The following is a 22,540-nucleotide window of genomic DNA, read 5'->3' as shown; positions in this document are numbered from 1 at the left end:
TGCTATGAGCAACAAAGGGCAATTGTTACAAGACCCGTTTTTGAACGCACTGCGTAAAGAGCACGTGCCGGTGTCGATCTATTTGGTCAACGGCATCAAGCTTCAAGGGAACATCGAATCGTTCGACCAGTACGTCGTGTTGCTCCGAAATACGGTCACCCAGATGGTCTACAAGCACGCCATTTCCACGGTCGTGCCGGCCCGTCCGGTGAATTTCCACCCGGACGCTGAACCGTCCTAAACATCGTTGCGGCCGGCGCAAATTTGCCATTTCTAAAGCGAACATTAAGCAACTCGCCGGTCGCTTCAAAAAACCTGAACACATCAATTTGATCAACGCAGCGCTCGTCGGCATCGACTTCGGCAAGATCGATTTCGAAGCCAGTCTGGAAGAACTCAGCTTGCTCGCACAAAGTGCGGGCGCCCATCCCGCCGTCACGCTCACCGGCCGCCGTTCGAGCCCCGATGCCAAAATGTTCATCGGCAGCGGCAAGGTCGAGGAACTGCGCCTGCAGTGCGAAGCGAACGACGTCGAACTCGTCATCTTCAATCACGCGCTCGCGCCCGCGCAGCAGCGCAATCTTGAGGTCGCGCTGAATCGCCGCGTGGTCGATCGCACCAGCCTCATTCTCGATATCTTCGCGCAACGCGCCCGCAGCCACGAAGGCAAGCTGCAGGTCGAACTCGCGCAGCTGCAATATCTGTCGACGCGCCTGATTCGCGCGTGGACTCACCTGGAACGCCAGAAGGGCGGCATCGGCCTGCGCGGACCGGGCGAAACGCAGCTCGAAACCGACCGCCGTCTGATCGGCGAGCGCATCAAAGCGCTCAAGTCGCGGCTCGAAAAACTGCGCCGCCAGCACGGTACGCAGCGGCGTCAGCGGGTGCGCAATCGCACGATGTCGGTGTCGCTCGTCGGCTATACGAATGCGGGCAAATCGACGCTCTTCAACGCCCTCACGAAGGCGCAGGCGTACGCCGCCGACCAGCTCTTCGCCACGCTCGATACGACTTCGCGTCGCGTGTTCCTCGGCGAGGAAGCGGGGCATGTGGTCGTGTCGGACACGGTTGGTTTCATCCGCGAATTGCCGCACCAGCTCGTCGCGGCTTTCCGCGCGACGCTGGAGGAAACCATTCACGCGGACGTGCTGCTGCACGTCGTCGATGCATCGAGCGCGGTGCGCCTCGATCAGATCGATCAGGTGAACGAGGTGTTGCGCGGCATCGGCGCGGACAATATCCGCCAGATTCTCGTCTTCAACAAGATCGATGCCGTGCCCGAACTCGCGGCCCGCGGCGAGGCGGTTGAAAGGGACGAGTATGGTAATATTTCGCGCGTTTTCTTGAGTGCACGCACGGGTCAGGGGCTCGATGCGCTGCGCGCTGCCATCGCCGAAATCGCCACGGCGGAATCCGACGAACCCGACGCGGGACTGCCCAGCGTGCTCGCCGAATTTCCGGAGTCGCACGAGGCGTCCGAAGCAACGCAATCCACGCAGTCCGGGTCAAACGCCATACACGACACCAACGCGCAGCCGGACGACCATCGGCCACCCGTTGAGCGTGACGATCGAAAGGTTCCCGAGCACGGACATTGAGCTGCTTCGGAATCGCATCGCCCCGGCATCGACCCGGCCGACCGGCTGTCTAATGGTGAATCACCGAGTGAACGACTACAAAGAGCGGACTAACCGGCAAGCTGAGCATGCCGTCTTTTCGATCGACGATCCGCGCTGGGGTCGGGGCGAAGGCAATGGCGTGAAGAACGACACGAAGCGTCCGCAAGACGGCAAGCGCCCGAACGGCAAGGACGAAGGTCCGCCCGATCTCGACGAGATGTGGCGCGAGTTCAATCGTCGCCTCGCGGGTGTGTTCGGACGCAAGCCCGGCAACGGCAACGGCGGCGCGCCGCGCGACAACGGGCGCGGCACGAAGATCGGTGTCGGCATCGTCATCGGCGTGCTGATCGCCATCTATCTCGGCAGCGGCGTGTTCGTCGTTCAGGACGGACATGTCGGCGTCGTCTCGCAGTTCGGCAAGTATCGTCAGACGGTCGCGCAAGGCATTCACTGGCGCCTGCCGTATCCGTTCCAGTCGAACGACATCGTCGATACGTCGCAGATTCGTTCTGTCGAAGTGGGGCGCGGCACCGCGCTGTCGCAAGGCAACGTGCGCGACGCATCGCTGCTGACGAACGACGCCGACATCGTCGACGTGCGCTTCGCCGTGCAGTATCAGATCAAGTCACCCACCGATTTTCTGTTCCGCAGCGTCAACGCGGATGACAGCGTCACGCAGGCCGCGCAGGCGGCGATTCGCGAGATCGCGGGCGGACTCAAGACGGACGACATGCTCTACAAGGATCGCGAGGCGCTGCGCGCGCGCCTGATCGAAGCGATCCAGCGTTCGCTCGACACGTATCGCACCGGTCTGCAGGTCACGGGCGTCGCGGTGCAGAGCGTGCAGGTGCCGCAACAGGTGCAGTCCGCGTTCGAGGAAGCGGCGCGCGTGCGCCAGGACAACGAACGCGCGCGCGACACCGCGCAAGCCTACGCAGATCAGTTGCTGCCGCGCGCGAAGGCGGACGCGGGCAAGCTGATCGACGAGGCGAGGGCGTACAGCAATCGCGAAGTCACGCAGGCGCAGGGCGACGCGGAACGCTTCAAGGAGGTGTACGCGGAGTATTCGAAGGCGCCCGCGGTCATTCGTCAACGCATGTACCTGGACACGATGCAGCAGATCTACTCGCGCACTACCAAGGTGTTCGTCGACAGCAAGGCCGGCAATAACGTGGTCTATCTGCCGCTCGACAAGCTCATCGAAGCCAATCGTCAGCAGGCGAAGGAATCCACGGAAGGCACGAGCGGCGGGGCCGTATCGAGTGCTCCGGCTACGGCCGAAGGTCCGCAGGCGCGCGCGCAGGGTCCTGCGAGCGCATCGGCGCCGGCTGCGGCCGCACCCGCCAGCGCGGCGAGCGCTGCCAGCGCCGCCAGTGGGGCGAGCGCGAATGCCGGCGATCCGCTGCGCTCGCGCGACGCGTTCCGCTCCCGCAGCCGGTCGGAAGACCTGCAATAAGGAGCGCGAACATGAATCGAATCATTGCGCTCGTCGTCGCCGTCGTCATCGTGCTGTTCATCGGTTCGTCGATGATCTTCACCGTCGACGAAAGACATGCCGCCATCGTCGCCGCACACGGCGAAGGCAATCCGCGACAGGAAGGCCCCGGCCTGCACTTCAAGCTGCCGCCGCCGTTCCAGACGCTCACGCTTATCGACACGCGCACGCTCACCATCGACGAATCCGGCGCCGATCGCTTCTCGACCGCGGACAAGAACGAAGTGCTGGTGAACACGGTGATCAAGTACCGCGTCGCCGATCCGCTGAAGCTTTTCGAAAGCAACGAGAAGAACACGCAGACGGCTGAGGAGCGCATCGTCGCGCTCGCGCGCGCCTCGCTCGCGAGCGGCTTCGCGAAGCGTTCGCTGACCGACGCGCTCGGCAATCAACAGGCGCTCGCCAGCGAGTCGCAGAAGAGCGTGGAGGCCGCGGCCGCGGCGTTCGGCGTGCAACTCGTCGATTTGCAGATGACGCGCATCGACTTTCCGTCGGCGGTGGCCGATTCTGTCTACAAGCGCATGATCGCGGCGCGCCAGCAGGCGGCGGCGAACGAGCGCGCGAAGGGCACGGCAGAAGCGGACAAGATCAAGGCCGACGCCGAACGCACGCAACAGGCGATTCTCGCGGACGCCTACAGCCAGGCGCAGTCGATCAAGGGCGAAGGCGACAGCAAGTCGGCGGCCATCGCAGCCGACGCGTACGGTCGCGATCCGCAGTTCTACCAGTTCTATCAGAGCCTCGAAGCGTACAAGAAGACGTTCAAGCCGGGCGACGTGATCGTCGTCGATCCGAGCAGCGACTTCTTCCGCTTCATGAAGAGCCCGACGGGCGGCGCGCCGGATGCGTCGGCCCCCGCCACGGCGAAGCGCTGATCATCGCCCGCGCCGCGCAATGGACTGTGTTCGTCGCGCGGCGCTTCAACTTCCCCGGACATGGCCGAGACGTTACTGCTCGCTCTTGCGTTGATGCTGATTATCGAAGGCATGTTTCCCTTCGTTTTTCCGACCGCCTGGCGCGATACCTTTCGCCGCATCGCGGAGCGGCCGTTGCACCATATCCGCATCGGCGGGCTGATCGCGATGGTGCTCGGCCTGATTCTGCTGCTGATCGCGACGTGAACCGGCGCCGCCGGCAGCATGCCGCCATTTCGCCTATCTTGTCCTTATCCCTTCGTCCCTGACCGTTGAAGTCCGCGAGCGCCGCGTGAAATGCGCCGAGCCTCGCGTCCCGTAGGAAACGTATCGATGTCCACCTGGTTATTGCCCGAGAATATCGCCGACGTCTTGCCGTCGGAAGCCCGCAAGATCGAAGAACTGCGCCGCCGTCTGCTCGACCGTTTCCGTTCGTACGGCTACGAACTCGTGATGCCGCCGATGCTCGAGTATCTCGAATCGTTGCTGACGAGCGGCGGAAGCGATCTCAATCTGCGCACCTTCAAGCTCGTCGATCAGCTGTCCGGGCGCACGCTCGGCCTGCGCGCGGACATCACGCCGCAGGTATCGCGCATCGACGCGCACCTGCTGAACCGGCAGGGCGTGACGCGCCTGTGCTACGCGGGCGTCGTGCTGCACACACGTCCGCGCGGGCTGCATGCGACGCGCGAGCAGATTCAGATCGGCGCCGAAATCTACGGCCATGCCGGCCTCGAAGCGGATCTCGAGATTCAGCAACTGATGCTCGATTCGCTGCATCTGGCAGGTCTCAGGAAAGTGCGTCTCGATCTGTGCCACGCGGGCGTGCTTGCCGCGCTGCTGGAACTGGAGCCCGCTGCGGCCACGCTGGGCGAAGCGCTGTACGACGCGCTCGCGAGCAAGGACGTACCGCGTCTGAACGAACTCACCGCGCATCTCGGGCAGGTGCCACGCGAGGCGCTGCGCGCGCTGCCGTCGCTGTATGGCGATGCTTCGGTGCTGCAGATCGCGCGCGGGCGTCTGCCGAATCTGCCGGTCATCGCGCGCGCGCTCGACGATCTCGCGTTCCTCGCCGGCCGGGTCGAAGGCGCGGAGCTGATGATCGATCTCGCGGACCTGCGCGGGTATGCGTATCACAGCGGCGTCATGTTTTCCGCTTACGTCGACGGCGTGCCGAACGCGGTCGCGCGCGGCGGCCGTTACGACGACGTCGGTCTCGCGTACGGACGTGCGCGGCCCGCGACGGGCTTTTCGCTCGACCTGCGCGAAGTGGCGCGCATTTCACCGGTCGATGCGCGCGGGAGCGCGATCCTCGCGCCGTGGAAGCACGACGAGCCCTTGCTCGCGGCGATTCTCGCGCTGCGCGACGCCGGCGAAGTGGTGATTCAGGCGCTGCCCGGCCACGATCACGTTCTGGACGAATTCGCGTTCGACCGCGTGCTCGTCGAGCGCGACGGCAAGTGGACGGTCGAGGCGCGCGCCTGAGCGCGACGAATACAATCGCTTGATCGGCAAGGACTTTTTCTTAGTCCATGCCAATCACACAAGCGTGACGAAATCGCGAAGCAGGCCCGAAAAACTCGGAACCTTTCGCGAACATAGGTAAAATACGTTTTTAACCAGCTAACGAATCAACATGTCTGCCAGTGCAGTGAATGTGAACCCCGGGCGCAATGTCGTCGTGGTGGGCACCCAGTGGGGTGATGAGGGCAAGGGCAAGATCGTCGACTGGCTGACGGACCACGCCCAGGGCGTCGTGCGCTTCCAGGGCGGTCACAATGCCGGCCATACGCTCATCATCGGCGGCAAGAAAACCATTCTGCGCCTCATTCCTTCGGGCATCATGCGCGCGGGCACGGCCTGTTACATCGGCAATGGCGTCGTGTTGTCGCCGGAAGCGCTCTTCAAGGAAATCGACGAACTGGAAGCGGCTGGCGTCGACGTCTGCAAGCGTCTGTTCATTTCCGAAGCCGCCACGCTCGTTCTTCCGTATCACGTCGCCATCGACCAGGCGCGCGAAGCCAAGCGCGGCGCGGGCAAGATCGGCACGACCGGCCGCGGCATCGGCCCGGCGTACGAAGACAAGGTGGCTCGTCGCGGTTTGCGCGTGCAGGATCTGTTCGACCGTGCGGTGTTCGAGGAACGCCTGCGCGAGACGCTCGAATTCCATAACTTCGTGCTGACGCAGTATCTCGGCGCGAAGGCCGTCGACTTTCAGGAAACACTCGAGACGATGCTCGGCTACGCCGACCGTCTCGCGCCGATGGTCACGGATGTCTCCCGTCGCCTCTACGACGAAAACCACGCCGGCCGCAACCTGCTGTTCGAAGGCGCGCAAGGCACGCTGCTCGATATCGACCACGGCACGTATCCGTACGTCACGTCGAGCAATTGCGTCGCGGGCGCGGCGACGGCGGGCGCGGGCATCGGACCGCAGCGTCTGAACTACATTCTCGGCATCACCAAGGCGTATTGCACGCGCGTCGGTTCGGGCCCGTTCCCGAGCGAGCTGTACGACGCCGACAACGCCGAGCGTCAGGATCAGATCGGCCTGAACCTCGCGACCGTCGGCAAGGAATTCGGCTCGGTCACCGGCCGTCCGCGCCGCACCGGCTGGCTCGACGCCGCCGCGCTGCGCCGCTCGATCCAGATCAACGGCATCTCGGGCCTGTGCATGACCAAGCTCGACGTGCTCGACGGCCTCGACGAAGTGAAGCTCTGCACGGGCTACACGCTCGACGGCAAGCTGGTCGACATCCTGCCGCGCGGCGCGTCGGAAGTGGCGCGTTGCGAGCCGGTGTACGAAACCTTCGGCGGCTGGAAGGAAAGCACCATCGGCATCACGCAATGGGACAGCCTGCCGGAAAACGCGCGCAAGTATCTGTCGCGCGTGCAGGAAGTCGCGGGCGTGCCGATCGACATGGTGTCGACCGGTCCGGATCGTGACGAAACCATCCTGCTGCGCCATCCGTTCAAGGTCTGAGCGCCCAAGAGCCTCAATCTGATTCGGACGCTGTAAAGAATGTGGCCGCCTCCCTGCGGCCACATTTCGTATATAACCTAAGCATTTGAAAGAGCCTCACCATGATCGCGATGACGGACCCGCGCAACGACGACAAGAACCTCTGGGTCGGCTGGGATGAATACCACCGGCTGATCGAACTCCTCGCGCTGAAGGTGCACGAGTCGGGCTGGAAGTTCGACAAGATCCTGTGTCTCGCGCGCGGCGGCCTGCGCGTAGGCGATCAGCTCTCGCGCATCTATGACCTGCCGCTCGCCATTCTGGCGACGAGTTCGTACCGCGAAGCGGCGGGCACGGAGCAGGGCGATCTCGACATCGCGCAGTACATCACGATGACGCGCGGCGATCTCTCCGGCAACGTGCTGCTGGTCGACGATCTGGTCGATTCGGGTGTGACGCTCGCGCGCGTGCAGGAGCATCTGAAGGAACGTTATCCGGCGATCACGGCGGTGCGCTCGGCGGTGCTCTGGTACAAGGCGTGCTCCAAGGTCAAGCCCGACTATCACGTTCAGCATCTTGAAACGAACCCGTGGATTCATCAGCCGTTCGAGGAATGGGACACGGTGCGCCCGCACAACCTCGGCGCGTGGATCAAGCGAGGCACGCAAAACGGACGCGGATGATTCACGAGGGCTGAACGCCACGCAGGATCGACGCCGTTCGCCTGGCACACAGCCGGGCGCAACGGCGTTTTGCTTTTGCAGCACTCGACGAAGTAGCTACAAATGGTGACGCGCAAGCCCGCCGACGCACGCGGGGCACGATGCTAAACTCTCACTCGCGTCTCTCGTGGCGTTGCAGCAACACCCGAGCAGGCGTCGTATCGTGCGACGTTGGATAGAATGGCGTTCGTTTTTTTTCCGCCCTGGACGGATATTCCGCTCATATGACTAACACGACTCACGCGCACGAGCATAAACAACCCATGTCCTCGCTTGCGCTCGCGGCCATCGGCGTCGTCTTCGGCGACATCGGCACGAGTCCTCTCTACTCATTGAAGGAAGCCTTTAGCCCATCGCATGGCATCGGCTTGTCCGAGGCGTCGATCCTCGGCGTCATTTCGCTGCTTTTCTGGGCGATCGTCATGGTGGTCGCCGTCAAGTACGTGCTGTTCGTCATGCGCGCCGACAACAACGGCGAAGGCGGCGTGTTCGCGATGACCACGCTCGCGCTGCGCAGCGTGGGAGGCGGGGGCAAGGTCTCGGGCGTGCTGATGATGCTCGGCATCTTCGGCGCGTGCATGTTCTATGGCGATGCGGTCATCACGCCGGCGATGTCGGTGCTGTCGGCGGTCGAAGGCCTCGAGATCGCCGCGCCCAAGCTCACGCCGTACGTGCTGCCGATCACGATCGTGATCCTCATTGCGCTGTTCTGGATTCAGCGCCACGGCACGGCGGTGGTCGGCAGGCTGTTCGGGCCGATCATGGTCGTGTGGTTCGCGACGCTCGCGGTGCTCGGCGCCATGCATATCGTGATGGAGCCGCGCATCATCGCCGCGCTCAATCCGTATTACGCCTTTTCCTTCATGGCGCAGCACGTCGTGCAGGCGTATATCGTGCTCGGCTCGGTCGTGCTCGTGCTGACCGGGGCGGAAGCGCTGTACGCGGACATGGGCCACTTCGGTGTGAAGCCGATCCGCTACGGCTGGTATGGCTTCGTGATGCCGTCGCTGTTGCTGAACTATTTCGGGCAGGGCGCGTTGCTGATGCACTCGCCGCAGGCCATCGAGAATCCATTCTTCCTGCTCGCGCCCGACTGGGCGTTGCTGCCGCTCGTGATTCTGTCGACGGTCGCGACGGTGATCGCATCGCAGGCGGTCATTTCCGGCGCGTATTCGCTGACGAGCCAGGCGATCCAGCTCGGCTACGTGCCGCGCATGAAGATTCTGCACACGTCGGAACTGGCGATCGGCCAGATCTATATTCCGCTCGTCAACTGGATGCTGCTTTTCATCATCCTGTGCATCGTCATCGGCTTCAAGAGTTCAGAGAATCTCGCCGCCGCGTACGGCCTCGCCGTCACCGCGACGATGCTCACGACCACCATCCTCGTGTCGGTCGTGATGGTGAATCTGTGGGGCTGGAACCGCTGGCTCGTCGGCGGGATGATCGCCGTGTTCCTGATGATCGACATCGGCTTTTTCGGCGCGAGCCTGCTGAAGATCGAGCAGGGCGGCTGGCTGCCGTTGTGTATCGGCGGGGCGCTCTTCTTCCTGCTGATGACGTGGTACAAGGGCCGCATGATCGTGAAGGATCGCACGGCCGCCGACGGTATCCCGCTGATGCCGTTCCTGCAGGGCTTGCTTGCGCATCCGCCGCATCGCGTGTCGGGTACGGCGATCTATCTCACCGGCAGCGATTCGCTCGTGCCCGTGAGTCTGCTGCACAACCTGAAGCACAACAAGGTGCTGCACGAACGCACCATCTTCATGAACTTCACGACGCGCGACATTCCCTATGTCGACGATGCGCATCGTCTCGAAGTGAAGGACATCGGCGGCGGGCTGTTCCTCACGAAGGCGGCCTACGGCTTCAACGAGACGCCCGATGTGAAGGCCGTGCTGGAGCAGATCACGCGCACGCACGCGATGACTTTCGAACTGATGGACACGTCGTTCTTCATGGCGCGCGAAACCGTCGTACCGACGGAATTGCCGGGCATGTCGGTATGGCGTGAGCGCGTGTTCGCTTGGATGCACCAGAACGCGGCCAAGCCGACGGATTTCTTCAGTATTCCCGCGAATCGCGTGGTGGAACTGGGCACGAAGATCGAGATCTGACGCTTCGTTTTTCGACAGCGTAAAAAAGAAAACCCCACGTCGCAAAACGTGGGGTTTTTGTTTGGCAGCTTCGCGCGTCAGCGTTTCAGTTTCGCGAACGCCGCTGCCATCGCGCCGGCCGCTTCGGGCTCGCGACGCTGGTTCGGGCGGGTATCACGTCCGCCGCCCGCACGGCGATCCTGCCCGCCACGCGATGGCGCGCCCGCATTGCCCGGTGTCGCAGGCGCGAGGTCGTCGTCGAGGCGCATCGTCAGCGAGATGCGCTGGCGCTTCACATCGGTCTCCAGCACTTTCACCTTGACGACCTGACCCGCCTTCACCACTTCGTGCGGGTCCTTGATAAATTTCGTCGACAACGCCGAGACGTGCACGAGCCCGTCCTGATGCACGCCGATATCGACGAACGCGCCGAACGCCGCAACGTTCGTCACGACGCCTTCGAGGATCATGCCCGGCACGAGGTCCGAAATCTTCTCGATGCCTTCCTTGAAGGTCGCCGTCTTGAACTCGGGGCGCGGATCGCGGCCGGGTTTTTCCAGTTCGGTGAGAATGTCGCGCACGGTCGGCAGGCCGAAACGTTCGTCGACGAATTCGGTCGGCGAAAGTCCCGTCAACGCTTCGCGCTTTCCGAGCACATCGCCGATATGCTTCTTGATCTTCGCGAGAATGCGCTCGACGACCGGATACGCCTCCGGGTGCACCGACGAACGATCGAGCGGATTTTCGCCGTTGTTGATGCGCAGGAAGCCCGCGGCCTGCTCGAAGGTCTTGTCGCCGAGGCGCGGCACCTTCTTCAGATGCTCGCGCGACGGGAACGGCCCGTTGGCATCGCGATACTCGACGATATTGCGCGCGAGCGTCGCGTTCAAGCCCGACACGCGCGCGAGCAGCGCGACGGACGCGGTGTTCGCATCGACGCCCACGGCGTTCACGCAATCCTCGACGGTTGCATCGAGCGAGCGCGCCAGTTCGCGCTGATTCACGTCGTGCTGATACTGGCCGACGCCGATCGCCTTCGGCTCGATTTTCACGAGTTCCGCGAGCGGGTCCTGCAGACGCCGCGCGATCGATACCGCGCCGCGCAACGAAACGTCGAGTTCCGGAAACTCCTTTGCGGCAAGCTCGGAGGCCGAATACACCGACGCGCCCGCTTCGGACACGACGATTTTCTGCAGCTTCAGCTCCGGATGCTTCGCGATGAGCTCGCTTGCGAGCTTGTCGGTTTCCCGCGACGCGGTGCCGTTGCCGATGGAGACGAGTTCGGCCTGCGTCGCCTGCGCGATACGGGCGAGTTTCGCGAGCGAGCCGTCCCAGTCGCGGCGCGGCTCGTGCGGGTAGATGGTGTCGGTGGCGAGCAGCTTGCCGGTGCGATCGACGACCGCGACCTTCACGCCCGTGCGCAGACCGGGATCGAGACCGATCACGGCCTTCGGGCCGGCGGGAGCCGCGAGCAGCAAGTCCTTCAGATTGCGCGCGAACACGTGAATCGCTTCATGCTCGGCTTGTTCGCGCAACTGCGTGAGCAGTTCCGTTTCGAGATGCGGCTGCACCTTCACGCGCCAGCACCAGCGGCACACGTCGGAGAGCCACTTGTCGGCGGCGCGGCCACGATTGGCGATGCCGACCTTCTGCGCGATCATCGCTTCGCACGGATGCGGAATTTGCGCGTCGAGTTCCTCGCCGAGACCGAGCTTGACGCTCAGGACGCCCGCATTGCGGCCGCGAAAGAGCGCCAGCGCGCGATGCGACGGCACGGTGCGGATCGTCTCGCTGTAGTCGTAGTAGTCGCGGAACTTCTCGCCTTCCTCGCCTTGCTTGCCGTCCACCACGCTCGACATGACGAGGCCCTGACCGAACAGATGCTCGCGCAGCTTGCCGAGGACTTCCGCCGTTTCGCCGAACTGCTCGGAGAGGATGTCGCGCGCGCCGTCGAGCGCGGCTTTGGTATCGGTGACGCCTTTCTCCGCATCGACGAACTTCGCGGCTTCGGCTTGCGGATCGAGTGTGGGATCGGCGAGCAGCGCCTGGGCGAGCGGCTCGAGGCCGGCTTCGCGGGCGATCTGCGCGCGCGTGCGGCGCTTCGGCTTGTACGGCAGGTAGAGATCTTCGAGCACCTGCTTGCTGTCCGCGCCTTCGATGGCGCCGCGCAGTTCGTCGGAGAGCTTGCCTTGCTCGTCGATGCTTTGCAGGATCGTCGCACGGCGGTCTTCGAGTTCGCGCAGATAGAGCAGGCGCTCTTCGAGCGTGCGCAACTGGGTGTCGTCGAGATTGCCGGTGACTTCCTTGCGATACCGGGCGATGAACGGGACAGTCGAGCCTTCGTCCAGAAGCTGCACGGCGGCGGCGACCTGGCGCGGCTGCACGGTGAGTTCGGTGGCAATGCGCTGTACGATCTTGAGTGCTACGGTTTCCGTCATGATTCTGCGCTGTCTGCGGCTCGGCGGCGGCGAGTCCGCTCCGGGTGCGCCGATTCGCGTAGGCGAGGCGCTGCGGGCGGGCGGCCGCATGGCGAGCGGGGTTCGGACCGGGATACTGAGCGGGGCATTTTGCCATAAATGGCGGAGCGCTCCGGCGCGCGGTGATAGAATTTGGACATCGCACAGGCCTATTGCATACCTTTCTGCACCTGATTCTCTATCACGTTGCCGTTCATCCATTTGCACAACTTTCGCCTTTCAAATGTGCCTGCCGCCGCGACTCTGGCGCTGCTGTGCGCGTCGGGCGCACTCGCGCCGCACGTCGCGCTCGCCCAATCCGCCAGGCCGATCGATTCCGGTACGTCCGTGAGCGCGCGTCCGCTCGATGGCGCGCCGTCGGCCGAACAAAGCGCCGATGACGCGCTGAAGGGCGAGTTCGCCCAGCGTCAGAAGGCGCTGGATCAGCGCACCGAGGAAAACAATTACCGCTACGGCGTGAAGCAACACGATTGCTACAGCAAGTTCTTCGTGAACCACTGTCTCGACAACGCGCGCAACGAAATGCGCGAAACGCGTCAGCAGATCCGCCAGCAACAACTCGCACTCGACGACGAGCAGCGCGCCGAACGCGCGAAGCAACGCGACCAGCAGACGGCGCTCAAGCGGGCGCAATATGAGGCGGAAGCGCCACAGCGCGCGGCGAACGAGCAGGCGAGCCAGAAGGCTTTCGAGGACAGGCAGCGCCAGAACGCGCTCGCCGCCGCCGAGCGCAATGCCGAAGCGCCGCAGCGCGCGGCCAATCAGGCGGCGTACGATCAAAAGCAGGCGGACTATCAGAAGAAGCTGGACGAAGCGCGCGCGCGCGGCGTGCAGGATGCGCAGGAGCGCGAGCAAAAGGCTCAGCGCTTCGACCAGAAGCAGCAGGAAGCCGCGCAGCATCGCGCGGAAGTCGAAGCGCGTCAGAAGGAAGCCGCCAGGAAGGCGCAGGAAAAGGCGCAGCAGCAGGAACAGGAGCGCCAGCAACAACTGAAACTGCAGCAGCAACAACAGCAACAGCAAGCCAAGTAGGACAGTCGGACTCGCCGCGCGAGCGCGGGCAGGCCCGAGCAAAGTGGATGAAAGGAGGCGAGCATGCAGCAGCGCTTGAGTGAATCCCCGCACGCACCCCGACAACCCGCCATGGATGCCGCCGTGCTTCGCGATCGCATCGCGCAATTGCAGGAAGAGCACCATAGCCTGGACACGCTGATCGACAAGCTATCCGGCATCGACGACCTGGAGCTGAGACGCCTGAAAAAGCGCAAGCTCAAGGTCAAGGACACCATTCTCCTGCTGCAATTGCAGCTGGACTCGGACGCGCACTGAACGCCGCGCGCCGGCCGCGGGCTCGTGCTGGCGCCGGCGCCTCGCGTACGTGGCCGCGCCGAATCTCGCAGGATCTAGCACGCCTTGAACTCACCCACACAAAACACTGACGATGCGACCGCGCCGCTCGCGCTGACCGGCAAGCGCAGCGTCGAACTCGACGCCATCTTCGCCGCGCAAGGACTGCTCGCGCGCGCGATCGACGGTTACCGGCCGCGCGCCTCGCAGATCGAAATGGCGCGCTCGGTCGCGGCCGCGATGGAAGCGTCGGGCCGCGCGATGCCCGAGCCCGCGATGTTCGAGGCGCAGCGCCGCCCCGCGCGCAAGCTCGGGCCGTCGGACAAGCCGTACGCGCCCGACGAGCAGCCGGCCGACGACATCGGCATCGCGACTGCGAAGGCGGCCATCGACGGCGGCGAGAACACGCTCATCGTCGAGGCGGGCACGGGCACGGGCAAGACCTACGCGTATCTCGTCCCGGCCATGCTGTGGGGCGGCAAGGTCATCGTGTCGACCGGCACCAAGCATCTGCAGGATCAGCTCTTTCAGCGCGATATCCCGACCGTGCGCGACGCGCTCGCGGTGCCGGTATCCATCGCGATGCTGAAGGGCCGCGCCAACTATCTGTGTCACTACTACCTGGAACGCACCGCAGACAACGGCCGCCTGCCGTCGCGCCAGGACACGTCGCATCTGCAGGAAATCATCCGTTTCGCGAAGATCACCCGCACCGGCGACAAGGCCGAGCTTGCGAGCGTGCCGGAAAATTCACCGGTCTGGCCGATGGTCACGTCCACGCGCGACAACTGTCTCGGCCAGGAATGCCCGCACTACAAGGAATGCTTCGTGATGCAGGCGCGCAAGGAAGCGCAGCAGGCGGACATCGTCGTGGTGAATCATCACCTGTTTTTCGCCGATGTGATGTTGCGCGACACCGGCATGGCTGAATTGCTGCCGACGGCGAACACGATCATCTTCGACGAGGCGCATCAGTTGCCCGAGACGGCGACGCTCTTTTTCGGCGAGACGCTCTCGACCACGCAGTTGCTCGAACTCGCGCGCGATACGGTCGCCGAAGGTCTTTCTCACGCGCGCGACGCGGCGGACTGGACCAAGCTCGGCGCGGCGCTGGAGCGCGCGGCGCGCGATCTGCGGCTCGTGTTCAAAGAAGATTCGGTGCGCCTGTCGCTCGGGCAGTTGCCGGACGGCCATCCGCTCTTCGATGCGCTCGACACGCTGGAGACGCATCTGTCGGCGCTCACGTCCGCGGTGTCCGTGCATGCGGAGCGGGCGGAGTCGCTGCAGGCGCTGGTTCGTCGCGCGCGCGAGCTGCAGGACCTGCTCGCCGGATGGACCACGCCGCCCACGTCGCTCGAACGCGCTGTCGTTGGCGACGAAGAGACCGCCAGGCAAGCCGCGAAGGAAGAGCCGAACGAAATGGTGCGCTGGATCGAAGTGTTCTCGCACACGGTTCAATTGCACGAGACGCCGCTGTCGGTGGCGCCGATCTTCGCGAAACAGCGCGCGGGCGTGCCGCGCGCGTGGATCTTCACGTCGGCGACGCTTTCGGTGCGCGGCGACTTCACGCATTACGCGGCGCAGATGGGCCTCAACGCGCGCCGTTCGATGACCTTGCCGAGCCCCTTCGATTACCCGTCGCAAGGCTTGCTGTACGTGCCGCGCAATCTGCCGCAGCCTTCCTCGCCGCAATTCACCGATGCCGTGTTCGAAGCCGCGCTGCCCGTGATCGAGTCGGCGGGTGGCGGCGTGTTCGTGCTGTGCACGACGCTGCGCGCGGTAGACCGGATCGCCACGCGCCTGCGCGATGTGATCGAGCGGCGCGGCTGGGACAATCCGCTGCTCGTGCAGGGCGACGCGAGCCGCACCGAGCTGCTCGATCGATTCCGGGCGTACGGCAACGCGATTCTCGTGGGCAGCCAGAGCTTCTGGGAAGGCGTCGACGTGCGCGGCGATGCGCTGTCGCTCGTCGTCATCGACAAGCTGCCGTTCGCGCCGCCCGACGATCCGGTGCTCGCGGCGCGTCTCGACGCGCTGACGAAGAAAGGCCTGAGCCCGTTCGCGGTGCACCAGTTGCCGCAGGCGGTCATCACGCTCAAGCAGGGCGCGGGGCGTCTGATTCGCGCGGAGACGGATCGCGGTGTGCTGATGATCTGCGACACGCGGCTCGTCGACAAGCCCTACGGGCGACGCATCTGGCAAAGCCTGCCGCCGTTCAAGCGCACGCGCGAACTGGACGTCGTGCGCGAATTCTTCAGCGATGCAGCGAAATGGAAGACGGAGCTGGCCGAATAACGATCGGCATCCTAAGTTTTCTTCGATGCAAAAAAACGGCCGGTTGATTCAACCGGCCGTTTCTGTCTGGAAGCGCGTTACCAGATCTGATACCAGGGCTTGTCGGCGTTCGCGCGGCGCTTGCCCGTGACATACGGGCTGTCCGGGAACGTGGCGGCGAGCACGCGCTTGGTGTCGTCGGCGAGTTGCGGCTGATCGAGCTTCTCATACGAAAGCATCATGATATGCAGCGCGTCTTCCGTCGCCGGCGCGTTCTTGTACTCGCGGATCGCGAGTTGCGCGCGATTGATCGCGGCCACATACGCGCCACGGCGATAGTAATAATCGGCCGCATGGACTTCGTGCGATGCGAGCGCGTTCACGATATAGCGCATGCGCTGCGCGGCGTCGGGCGCGTACTTGCTTTGCGGATATTTGTCGACGACGACCTTGAACGCGTCATAGGACTCGCGCAGCGACTTGGGATCGCGCTCGCTCATGTCCTGACCCGAGAAGCGGCCGAAGAGGCCGAGGTCGTCGTTGAAGTGGATCATGCCCTTGAGATAGTACGCATAGGCGATCTCGGGGTGATCCGGGTGCAACTTGATGAAACGGTCGATGGCCTGGTCGGCGTTGGCGGTTTCGCTATCCTTCCAGTTGCAGTACGCGACGTTGATCTGCGCCTGCTGCGCGAAATGGCCGAACGGGTCGCGGCCTTCGAGCGCTTCGAAATACTTGGCGCACTTGCCCCAGTCGCTGCCGGATAGCGCGTCCTGAGCCTCCGTATATAATTTGTTGTTATTCCACGTTGCCGTTTCGTCGGTCTTCTCGGGCAGGCCATGACAGGCCGTTACGATGGCGACGCTCGCGGCCAGTGCCAGATACTTGATCGATTGACGCATCGAGAGATGAATGGTGTTGAAGGCTCGCATCAGTGCTTGCTATTCCTGGCTGATTCTCGCTGTTCTAGCTGTATTTCCGGCGCGGCATTCAAATCATGCCGCCGAATCTCGTTCAAATGACCCGCTCAAGTACTCGTAGTACCAAAGACCAACCTGAAGATTATAGCCCATGCGCCACCCGCGCCGACTCAGCACCCGCCGATTCGACCGGCGGCGCGGGCCGCGAGGCGCCGCGCAAGGCGCGCGTGCCCGACGCACTTGCGGGCGACCGGCTCGACAAGGTGCTCGCGAAACTTTTTCCGGAGTTCTCGCGCAGCCGCCTGCAGGGCTGGATCGAGGAAGGGCGCGTGCTCGTCGACGGCGCGGGCGCGAAAGTGCGCCAGCCCGTGCCGCTCGGCGCGACGATCACGCTCGTGCCGGACCTCCTGCCGGAGCAGCTCGCGTTCGCGCCCGAACCGGTGCCGCTGCATATCGTGTATGAGGACGACACGCTCGTCGTCGTCAACAAGCCGGCGGGCATGGTCGTGCATCCGGCCGCGGGCAACTGGAGCGGCACGCTGCTCAACGGCCTGCTGCATCGTTACGGCGATGCAGCCGCCGGGCTGCCGCGCGCGGGCATCGTGCATCGGCTGGACAAGGAAACGTCCGGACTGATGGTCGTCGCGCGCACGCTCGAGGCGCAGACCGACCTCGTGCGCCAGTTGCAGGCGCGCACGGTGAAGCGCCGCTATGTCGCGTTCGTCTGGGGCACGATGCCCGAGGACGGCACGATCGACGCGCCCATCGGCCGCGATCCGCGCGAGCGCACGCGCATGGCGGTGGTGAAGACCGCATCGGGAAAGCCCGCGCGCACGCATTTTCGGACCATCGACCGCACCACGTGGCACGGACAACCGGTCAGCGCGATCCACTGCGACCTGGAAACCGGCCGCACGCATCAGATTCGTGTGCATTGCGCGCATATCCAGCATCCGTTGCTGGGCGATCCGGTGTACGGGCACGCGCGCGGCAAACGCTCCGTCAAGCCGCTGCCCAACGATTTCGCGCGTCAGGCGCTGCACGCCTGGCGGCTCGGCCTGATTCATCCGGCGACGGGCAAGGAGGTGCACTGGCGCGCGGATGTGCCCGAGGACCTCGCGGCGCTCGCGGCCGAACTCGGCTTCGGGCAGGACGAGAACGTCGAATTCGATGAGGACGACGACTTCGCCGAAGCCTATGAAATGGGCGCGGACGAAGACGACTGGGACGACGAAGATGACGAGGACGACGAAGCATGACGCGCGACGCAGCCGAACTGCAACCGAATGACTGTCTGTGGCCGCAATGGCGCGTTTCGCCGCGCGTGCGCGCATTCGTGACGACGCGCGCGGGCGGCGTGAGCGAGGCGCCCTACGGCGGCGGCACGCCCGGAGCGGGCGGACTCAATCTCGGTTTTTCGTCGGGCGATGCGCCGGAGGCGGTGAAGGAGAATCGCCGCCGCGTACTCGCATCGACGGGTACGCGCCCGGCTGCGTGGCTCGAACAGATCCACGGCACGCAGGTCGAGGACGCGCAAGCGGTCGTCGAACGCCTCGCGCACGGCGAGCGCACGCGCGCCGACGCCAGCGTGACCGATCGCGCGGATGTGGTTTGCGTCGTGATGACGGCCGACTGCCTTCCGGTGCTCTTCTGCGACGACGACGGCCGCGCGGTCGGCGCCGCGCACGCTGGCTGGCGGGGTCTCGCGGGCGGCATCATCGAGAAGACGGGCGAGCGCGTGGCGACGCTCGCGGGCGTGCCGGCATCGGCGCTCAACGCGTTTCTCGGCCCGGCGATCGGTCCGGTCGCGTTCGAAGTCGGCGAGGACGTCCTCGATGCGTTCGTCGCGGCCGCGCGGCCGGATCGTCGTGATGTGACGAAAGCCGCGTTCAGGCCTGCGGGCGGCGCGCCTGCCAAATATTTCGCCGATATCTACGCACTCGCGCGCCTGCGTCTCGCCGATCTGGGCGTGGACGCCGCGCGCGTTCATGGCGGCACGCATTGCACGGTCACGGAACAGGAGCGCTTTTATTCGTATCGGCGCGACCGCGTGACTGGCCGCATGGCGGCGATGATCTGGCTCGCGGATTGACCGGAGTCGGCAGTCGCAGTCTGCCTGACAACCGTTTCCTTCCCGTGACGAAGCCCCGTATGAGCGTAATATTTCGCATGGGGGAAAACGATAATTAAAAAAATATCGCACTGCGGCAAAATCGGGACGAAGCATTGACATGCCTGACATCCTGGAGCAAGAATGTTCCTGGAATTCATTCAATCGGGCACGGCGTAGCAAGGCACATACTTGCCACGCGCATAAGGCGCACCAACACTTGCGCGCTGGTCGAGGAAAGCCCGGCGATGCCTGCGTTAGCAATCCAAGTCTTGCGAGACTCACAGGTCAATAGCGGGTATGGCTTCCAAATCTACTTCCTCATCTTCCCGCTCCCGTACCGCCGACACTTCGGCCGAGGCATCACCGGCCGATACGACTGGCGTACAGCAAGCGTTCGATCAATGGCTCAATGCGTGGCGCTCCGTCGCCGATCCCGCGCAATGGTCCAAATTCACTCCACAGACGAATGCCGCGAGCGATGCGGCCGGCGCGGCTGCAAATCCATTTGCCGCGCTCAGCGCATTCGCCAACGGTTTTCCGAACGGTTTCCCGTCCGCGTTCCCGAATGCGTTTCCGACACTGGGCGCGATGCCGCAAATGCCCGACTTCACGAAGATGAACGGCATCGCGGAATTCGCGAAGCTGGCGAGCAGCATGCCGGGCTTCGGCGCGGCGATGCAGGGTTTGCCCACGCTGCCGAAGATTCCGACTGCCGCGATTCCGCCCGAGCGTCTTCACGAACTGCAGAGCAACTATTCGCGCGATGCGGGTGAACTGCTCAAGCAGGCGGGCGCGCAGAGCATCGATCCGACTGCGCTGAAGGACCGCCGCTTCACCGACGTCTCATGGCAATCGACGCCCGCGTACGCGTTCACCGCCGCGTGGTATCTGCTGAACGCGCGCTATCTGCAGGAACTCGCGGACGCAGTGCAGAGCGATCCGAAAACGCGCGAGCGCATCCGCTTCACCATTCAGCAATGGGCGGCCGCCGCCGCGCCGAGCAATTTCCTCGCGCTCAATCCCGATGCGCAGAAGACGCTGATCGAGAGCAAGGGCGAAAGCTTGCGGCAGGGCATGCTGAACCTGCTGAACGACATGCAGCGCGGCAAGATCTCCCAGTCGGACGAATCGCGTTTTCTGGTCGGCAAGAACATCGCGTCGACGGAAGGCTCGGTCGTGTACGAGAACGAGTTGCTGCAACTGATCCAGTACAAGCCGCTCGCGCCGAAGGTGTACGCGCGGCCGCTCTTGATCGTGCCGCCCTGCATCAACAAGTTCTACATCCTCGATCTTTCGCCGGAAAGCTCGCTCGTGCGCTATGCGCTCGAAGAAGGGCATCAGGTGTTCATCCTGTCGTGGCGCAATGCGAATCAGTCGATCGCGCACAAGACGTGGGACGACTACGTCGAAGAGGGCGTGCTCGAGAGCATCGGCGTCGTGCGGGAGATCACCGGCGAGGATCAGATCAACACGCTCGGCTTCTGCATCGGCGGAACGATTCTCGCGACCGCGCTCGCCGTGGCGGCGGCGCGTGGCGAGGAGCCGGCGGCATCGATGACGCTGCTCACGTCGATGCTCGACTTCTCGGACACCGGCGTGCTCGACGTGTTCGTCGACGAAGCGCACGTGCAGATGCGCGAGCAGTCGATCGGCGGCAAGAACGGCGCGCCTGCCGGTCTCATGCGCGGCGTCGAGTTCGCGAACACGTTCTCGTATCTGCGCCCGAACGATCTGGTGTGGAACTACGTCGTCGACAATTACCTGAAGGGCCGCACGCCGCAGGCGTTCGATCTGCTCTTCTGGAACAGCGATTCGACGAACCTGCCGGGCCCGATGTGCGTCTGGTATCTGCGCAATACGTATCTCGAGAACAAGCTGAAGAATCCGAATGCGCTGACGGTATGCGGCGAGAAGGTCGACCTGTCGCGCCTCACGCTGCCGACCTTCATCTACGGTTCGCGCGAAGACCATATCGTGCCGTGGAAATCGGCGTATGCGTCCGCTCCGGTGCTGAACGGTCCGCAAACGTTCGTGCTCGGCGCGTCGGGGCATATCGCGGGCGTGATCAATCCGCCGTCGAAGAACAAGCGCAGTTTCTGGATGATCGACAGCAACGACGAGCATCTGCCCGAGGACCCCGATGCGTGGTTCGAGGCTGCGGCGGAGCATCCTGGAAGCTGGTGGCCCACCTGGTCGAAGTGGCTCGCCGCGCAGGCGGGCGAGCAGGTCAAACCGGGCGCGCAGGGGTCGAAGACCTATCCGGTGATCGAGGCCGCACCTGGCCGTTACGTATTGGAACGCGACTCCTGAACGGCGCGTGTGACTGTGCGCGAGAGCGCATTGAACCGTTCGGAACCGCATTAACATTCGATGCCAAAGGAAACTGAAATGACTGACGTAGTGATCGTATCGGCCGCGCGTACGGCGGTAGGCAAGTTCGGCGGTTCGCTCGCGAAGATCGCCGCCCCGGAACTGGGCGCAACGGTGATCAAGGCCGTGCTGGAGCGCGCCGGCGTGAAGCCGGACCAGGTGAGCGAAGTGATTCTGGGTCAGGTGCTCGCAGCGGGCTCGGGTCAGAACCCGGCGCGCCAGTCGCTGATCAAGGCCGGCTTGCCCGACATGGTCCCCGGCATGACGATCAACAAGGTCTGCGGCTCGGGTCTCAAGGCAGTGATGCTCGCGGCGAACGCGATCATCGCGGGCGATGCGGAAATCGTGATCGCCGGCGGTCAGGAAAACATGAGCGCGGCGCCGCACGTGCTGCCGGGCTCGCGCGACGGTTTCCGCATGGGCGACGCGAAGCTGATCGACACGATGATCGTCGATGGCCTGTGGGACGTTTATAACAACTACCACATGGGCACGACGGCGGAAAACGTCGCGAAGGAATTCGGCATCACGCGCGAGCAGCAGGACGCGTTCGCGGCGCTGTCGCAGAACAAGGCCGAGGCCGCACAGAAGTCGGGCCGCTTCAACGATGAAATCGTGCCGGTCTCGATTCCGCAACGCAAGGGCGAGCCGCTGCAGTTCAACACGGACGAATTCGTGCGTCACGGCGTGACCGCCGAAGCGCTCGCGGGCCTGAAGCCGGCGTTCTCGAAGGAAGGCACGGTGACGGCGGCGAACGCATCGGGCCTCAACGATGGCGCGGCGGCGGTCGTCGTGATGTCGGCGAAGAAGGCGGAAGCGCTGGGTCTGACGCCGCTCGCGCGCATCAAGGCGTACGCGAACGCGGGCGTCGATCCGAAGATCATGGGCATGGGCCCGGTGCCGGCATCGAAGCGCTGTCTGGAGCGCGCGGGCTGGTCGGTGAACGATCTCGATCTGATGGAAATCAACGAGGCGTTCGCGGCGCAGGCGTTGGCGGTACACAAGCAGATGGGCTGGGATCAGTCGAAGATCAACGTGAACGGCGGCGCGATTGCGATCGGTCACCCGATCGGCGCATCGGGCTGCCGGATTCTCGTCACGCTGCTGCACGAAATGCAGAAGCGCGATGCGAAGAAGGGTCTGGCGTCGCTGTGCATCGGCGGCGGCATGGGTGTCGCGCTGGCGGTAGAACGTCTGTAAGTCACTGGCAGGATTGGGAAGGGCCAGCGGACGG

The 22,540-nt window shown here is 64.2% G+C and carries 18 protein-coding genes; 16 read left to right on the top strand and 2 right to left on the bottom strand.

Annotated elements, in window-relative coordinates:
• The first annotated feature begins 4 nt into the window (after positions 1 to 4).
• The 9 genes from hfq (at position 5) to BTHE68_RS07180 (ending at position 9,829) form a co-directional block, all read left to right on the top strand.
• A complete protein-coding gene (hfq, locus tag BTHE68_RS07220) occupies positions 5 to 241 on the top strand; it encodes an RNA chaperone Hfq (protein WP_008349383.1) in 237 nt (78 codons plus the stop codon).
• Positions 242 to 329: 88 nt separating this feature from the next.
• A complete protein-coding gene (gene hflX, locus BTHE68_RS07215) occupies positions 330 to 1,598 on the top strand; it encodes a GTPase HflX (protein WP_162065759.1) in 1,269 nt (422 codons plus the stop codon).
• 67 nt (positions 1,599 to 1,665) lie between these two features.
• Positions 1,666 to 3,075 carry an FtsH protease activity modulator HflK gene (hflK, locus tag BTHE68_RS07210; RefSeq protein ID WP_174257994.1) on the top strand — a complete coding sequence of 470 codons (1,410 nt, stop codon included), beginning with the start codon at positions 1,666 to 1,668 and terminating at the stop codon, positions 3,073 to 3,075.
• Positions 3,076 to 3,086: 11 nt separating this feature from the next.
• Positions 3,087 to 3,989 (top strand): protease modulator HflC, encoded by a 903-nt coding sequence (gene hflC / locus BTHE68_RS07205; RefSeq protein ID WP_162065757.1) that lies wholly within the window; start codon positions 3,087 to 3,089, stop codon positions 3,987 to 3,989.
• A gap of 60 nt (positions 3,990 to 4,049) precedes the next feature.
• The gene (locus BTHE68_RS07200; protein ID WP_061178603.1) at positions 4,050 to 4,235 is read left to right on the top strand and encodes a DUF2065 domain-containing protein; all 186 of its coding nucleotides are present in this window, start codon (positions 4,050 to 4,052) and stop codon (positions 4,233 to 4,235) included.
• Between the two features lie 126 nt (positions 4,236 to 4,361).
• Complete coding sequence (locus BTHE68_RS07195; protein ID WP_162065756.1) at positions 4,362 to 5,513, top strand: ATP phosphoribosyltransferase regulatory subunit; 1,152 nt, start codon at positions 4,362 to 4,364, stop codon at positions 5,511 to 5,513.
• A gap of 151 nt (positions 5,514 to 5,664) precedes the next feature.
• Entirely contained in the window at positions 5,665 to 7,011 is a 1,347-nt protein-coding gene (locus BTHE68_RS07190) for an adenylosuccinate synthase (RefSeq protein ID WP_162065755.1), read from the top strand.
• Positions 7,012 to 7,112: 101 nt separating this feature from the next.
• On the top strand, positions 7,113 to 7,673 hold the full coding sequence (locus tag BTHE68_RS07185) for a phosphoribosyltransferase (RefSeq protein WP_008349397.1): 561 nt from the start codon (positions 7,113 to 7,115) through the stop codon (positions 7,671 to 7,673).
• Positions 7,674 to 7,936: 263 nt separating this feature from the next.
• Positions 7,937 to 9,829: a potassium transporter Kup gene (locus BTHE68_RS07180; protein ID WP_162065754.1), complete on the top strand. Its 1,893-nt coding sequence runs from the start codon at positions 7,937 to 7,939 to the stop codon at positions 9,827 to 9,829.
• 77 nt (positions 9,830 to 9,906) lie between these two features.
• Here the strand turns inward: BTHE68_RS07180 and BTHE68_RS07175 are convergent, their stop codons facing one another.
• Positions 9,907 to 12,246: a Tex family protein gene (locus tag BTHE68_RS07175; RefSeq protein ID WP_162065753.1), complete on the bottom strand. Its 2,340-nt coding sequence runs from the start codon at positions 12,244 to 12,246 to the stop codon at positions 9,907 to 9,909.
• 264 nt (positions 12,247 to 12,510) lie between these two features.
• Here BTHE68_RS07175 and BTHE68_RS07170 point away from each other — a divergent pair, with 264 nt between their 5' ends.
• The 3 genes from BTHE68_RS07170 to yoaA all read left to right on the top strand — a co-directional run bounded on the left by BTHE68_RS07170 (position 12,511) and on the right by yoaA (position 15,924).
• Complete coding sequence (locus tag BTHE68_RS07170; RefSeq protein ID WP_162065752.1) at positions 12,511 to 13,314, top strand: flotillin family protein; 804 nt, start codon at positions 12,511 to 12,513, stop codon at positions 13,312 to 13,314.
• Positions 13,315 to 13,425: 111 nt separating this feature from the next.
• Positions 13,426 to 13,611 carry a DUF465 domain-containing protein gene (locus BTHE68_RS07165; protein ID WP_061178599.1) on the top strand — a complete coding sequence of 62 codons (186 nt, stop codon included), beginning with the start codon at positions 13,426 to 13,428 and terminating at the stop codon, positions 13,609 to 13,611.
• Positions 13,612 to 13,695: 84 nt separating this feature from the next.
• Positions 13,696 to 15,924 carry a DNA repair helicase YoaA gene (gene yoaA, locus BTHE68_RS07160; protein ID WP_162065751.1) on the top strand — a complete coding sequence of 743 codons (2,229 nt, stop codon included), beginning with the start codon at positions 13,696 to 13,698 and terminating at the stop codon, positions 15,922 to 15,924.
• A 77-nt stretch (positions 15,925 to 16,001) separates the two neighbouring features.
• On the opposite strand, the gene BTHE68_RS07155 is transcribed toward yoaA, so the two are convergent.
• A complete protein-coding gene (locus tag BTHE68_RS07155; protein WP_061178597.1) occupies positions 16,002 to 16,835 on the bottom strand; it encodes an outer membrane protein assembly factor BamD in 834 nt (277 codons plus the stop codon).
• Between the two features lie 86 nt (positions 16,836 to 16,921).
• Here BTHE68_RS07155 and BTHE68_RS07150 point away from each other — a divergent pair, with 86 nt between their 5' ends.
• From BTHE68_RS07150 to BTHE68_RS07135, 4 genes are all read left to right on the top strand, one after another.
• Positions 16,922 to 18,082, top strand: a complete 1,161-nt coding sequence (locus tag BTHE68_RS07150) for an RluA family pseudouridine synthase (protein ID WP_502710551.1) — start codon at positions 16,922 to 16,924, stop codon at positions 18,080 to 18,082.
• Positions 18,079 to 18,915 (top strand): peptidoglycan editing factor PgeF, encoded by an 837-nt coding sequence (pgeF, locus tag BTHE68_RS07145; RefSeq protein WP_162065749.1) that lies wholly within the window; start codon positions 18,079 to 18,081, stop codon positions 18,913 to 18,915. The genes BTHE68_RS07150 and pgeF overlap by 4 nt, the downstream gene beginning before the upstream one ends.
• Before the next feature lie 318 nt (positions 18,916 to 19,233).
• On the top strand, positions 19,234 to 21,246 hold the full coding sequence (phaC, locus tag BTHE68_RS07140) for a class I poly(R)-hydroxyalkanoic acid synthase (protein WP_162065748.1): 2,013 nt from the start codon (positions 19,234 to 19,236) through the stop codon (positions 21,244 to 21,246).
• A 78-nt stretch (positions 21,247 to 21,324) separates the two neighbouring features.
• Positions 21,325 to 22,506 (top strand): acetyl-CoA C-acetyltransferase, encoded by a 1,182-nt coding sequence (locus BTHE68_RS07135; protein ID WP_162065747.1) that lies wholly within the window; start codon positions 21,325 to 21,327, stop codon positions 22,504 to 22,506.
• Positions 22,507 to 22,540 lie beyond the last annotated feature (34 nt).

Origin of the sequence: Burkholderia sp. THE68 (genome assembly GCF_009938265.1) — a bacterium.
Classification (GTDB): domain Bacteria; phylum Pseudomonadota; class Gammaproteobacteria; order Burkholderiales; family Burkholderiaceae; genus Caballeronia.
Note: the sequence above shows the minus strand (reverse complement) of the source record. Positions and strands in the feature narration are given on the sequence as shown.

What these genes read in the sequence shown, in the direction of transcription:
- BTHE68_RS07155 (WP_061178597.1), bottom strand. Translation starts at nt 16,835, where the DNA reads ATGCGAGCCTTCAACACCATTCATCTCTCGATGCGTCAATCGATCAAG.
- hflC (WP_162065757.1), top strand. Translation starts at nt 3,087, where the DNA reads ATGAATCGAATCATTGCGCTCGTCGTCGCCGTCGTCATCGTGCTGTTC.
- BTHE68_RS07150 (WP_502710551.1), top strand. Translation starts at nt 16,922, where the DNA reads ATGACCCGCTCAAGTACTCGTAGTACCAAAGACCAACCTGAAGATTAT.
- BTHE68_RS07200 (WP_061178603.1), top strand. Translation starts at nt 4,050, where the DNA reads ATGGCCGAGACGTTACTGCTCGCTCTTGCGTTGATGCTGATTATCGAA.
- pgeF (WP_162065749.1), top strand. Translation starts at nt 18,079, where the DNA reads ATGACGCGCGACGCAGCCGAACTGCAACCGAATGACTGTCTGTGGCCG.
- BTHE68_RS07185 (WP_008349397.1), top strand. Translation starts at nt 7,113, where the DNA reads ATGATCGCGATGACGGACCCGCGCAACGACGACAAGAACCTCTGGGTC.
- BTHE68_RS07195 (WP_162065756.1), top strand. Translation starts at nt 4,362, where the DNA reads ATGTCCACCTGGTTATTGCCCGAGAATATCGCCGACGTCTTGCCGTCG.
- BTHE68_RS07175 (WP_162065753.1), bottom strand. Translation starts at nt 12,246, where the DNA reads ATGACGGAAACCGTAGCACTCAAGATCGTACAGCGCATTGCCACCGAA.
- BTHE68_RS07135 (WP_162065747.1), top strand. Translation starts at nt 21,325, where the DNA reads ATGACTGACGTAGTGATCGTATCGGCCGCGCGTACGGCGGTAGGCAAG.
- hfq (WP_008349383.1), top strand. Translation starts at nt 5, where the DNA reads ATGAGCAACAAAGGGCAATTGTTACAAGACCCGTTTTTGAACGCACTG.
- BTHE68_RS07165 (WP_061178599.1), top strand. Translation starts at nt 13,426, where the DNA reads ATGGATGCCGCCGTGCTTCGCGATCGCATCGCGCAATTGCAGGAAGAG.
- BTHE68_RS07180 (WP_162065754.1), top strand. Translation starts at nt 7,937, where the DNA reads ATGACTAACACGACTCACGCGCACGAGCATAAACAACCCATGTCCTCG.
- phaC (WP_162065748.1), top strand. Translation starts at nt 19,234, where the DNA reads ATGGCTTCCAAATCTACTTCCTCATCTTCCCGCTCCCGTACCGCCGAC.
- BTHE68_RS07190 (WP_162065755.1), top strand. Translation starts at nt 5,665, where the DNA reads ATGTCTGCCAGTGCAGTGAATGTGAACCCCGGGCGCAATGTCGTCGTG.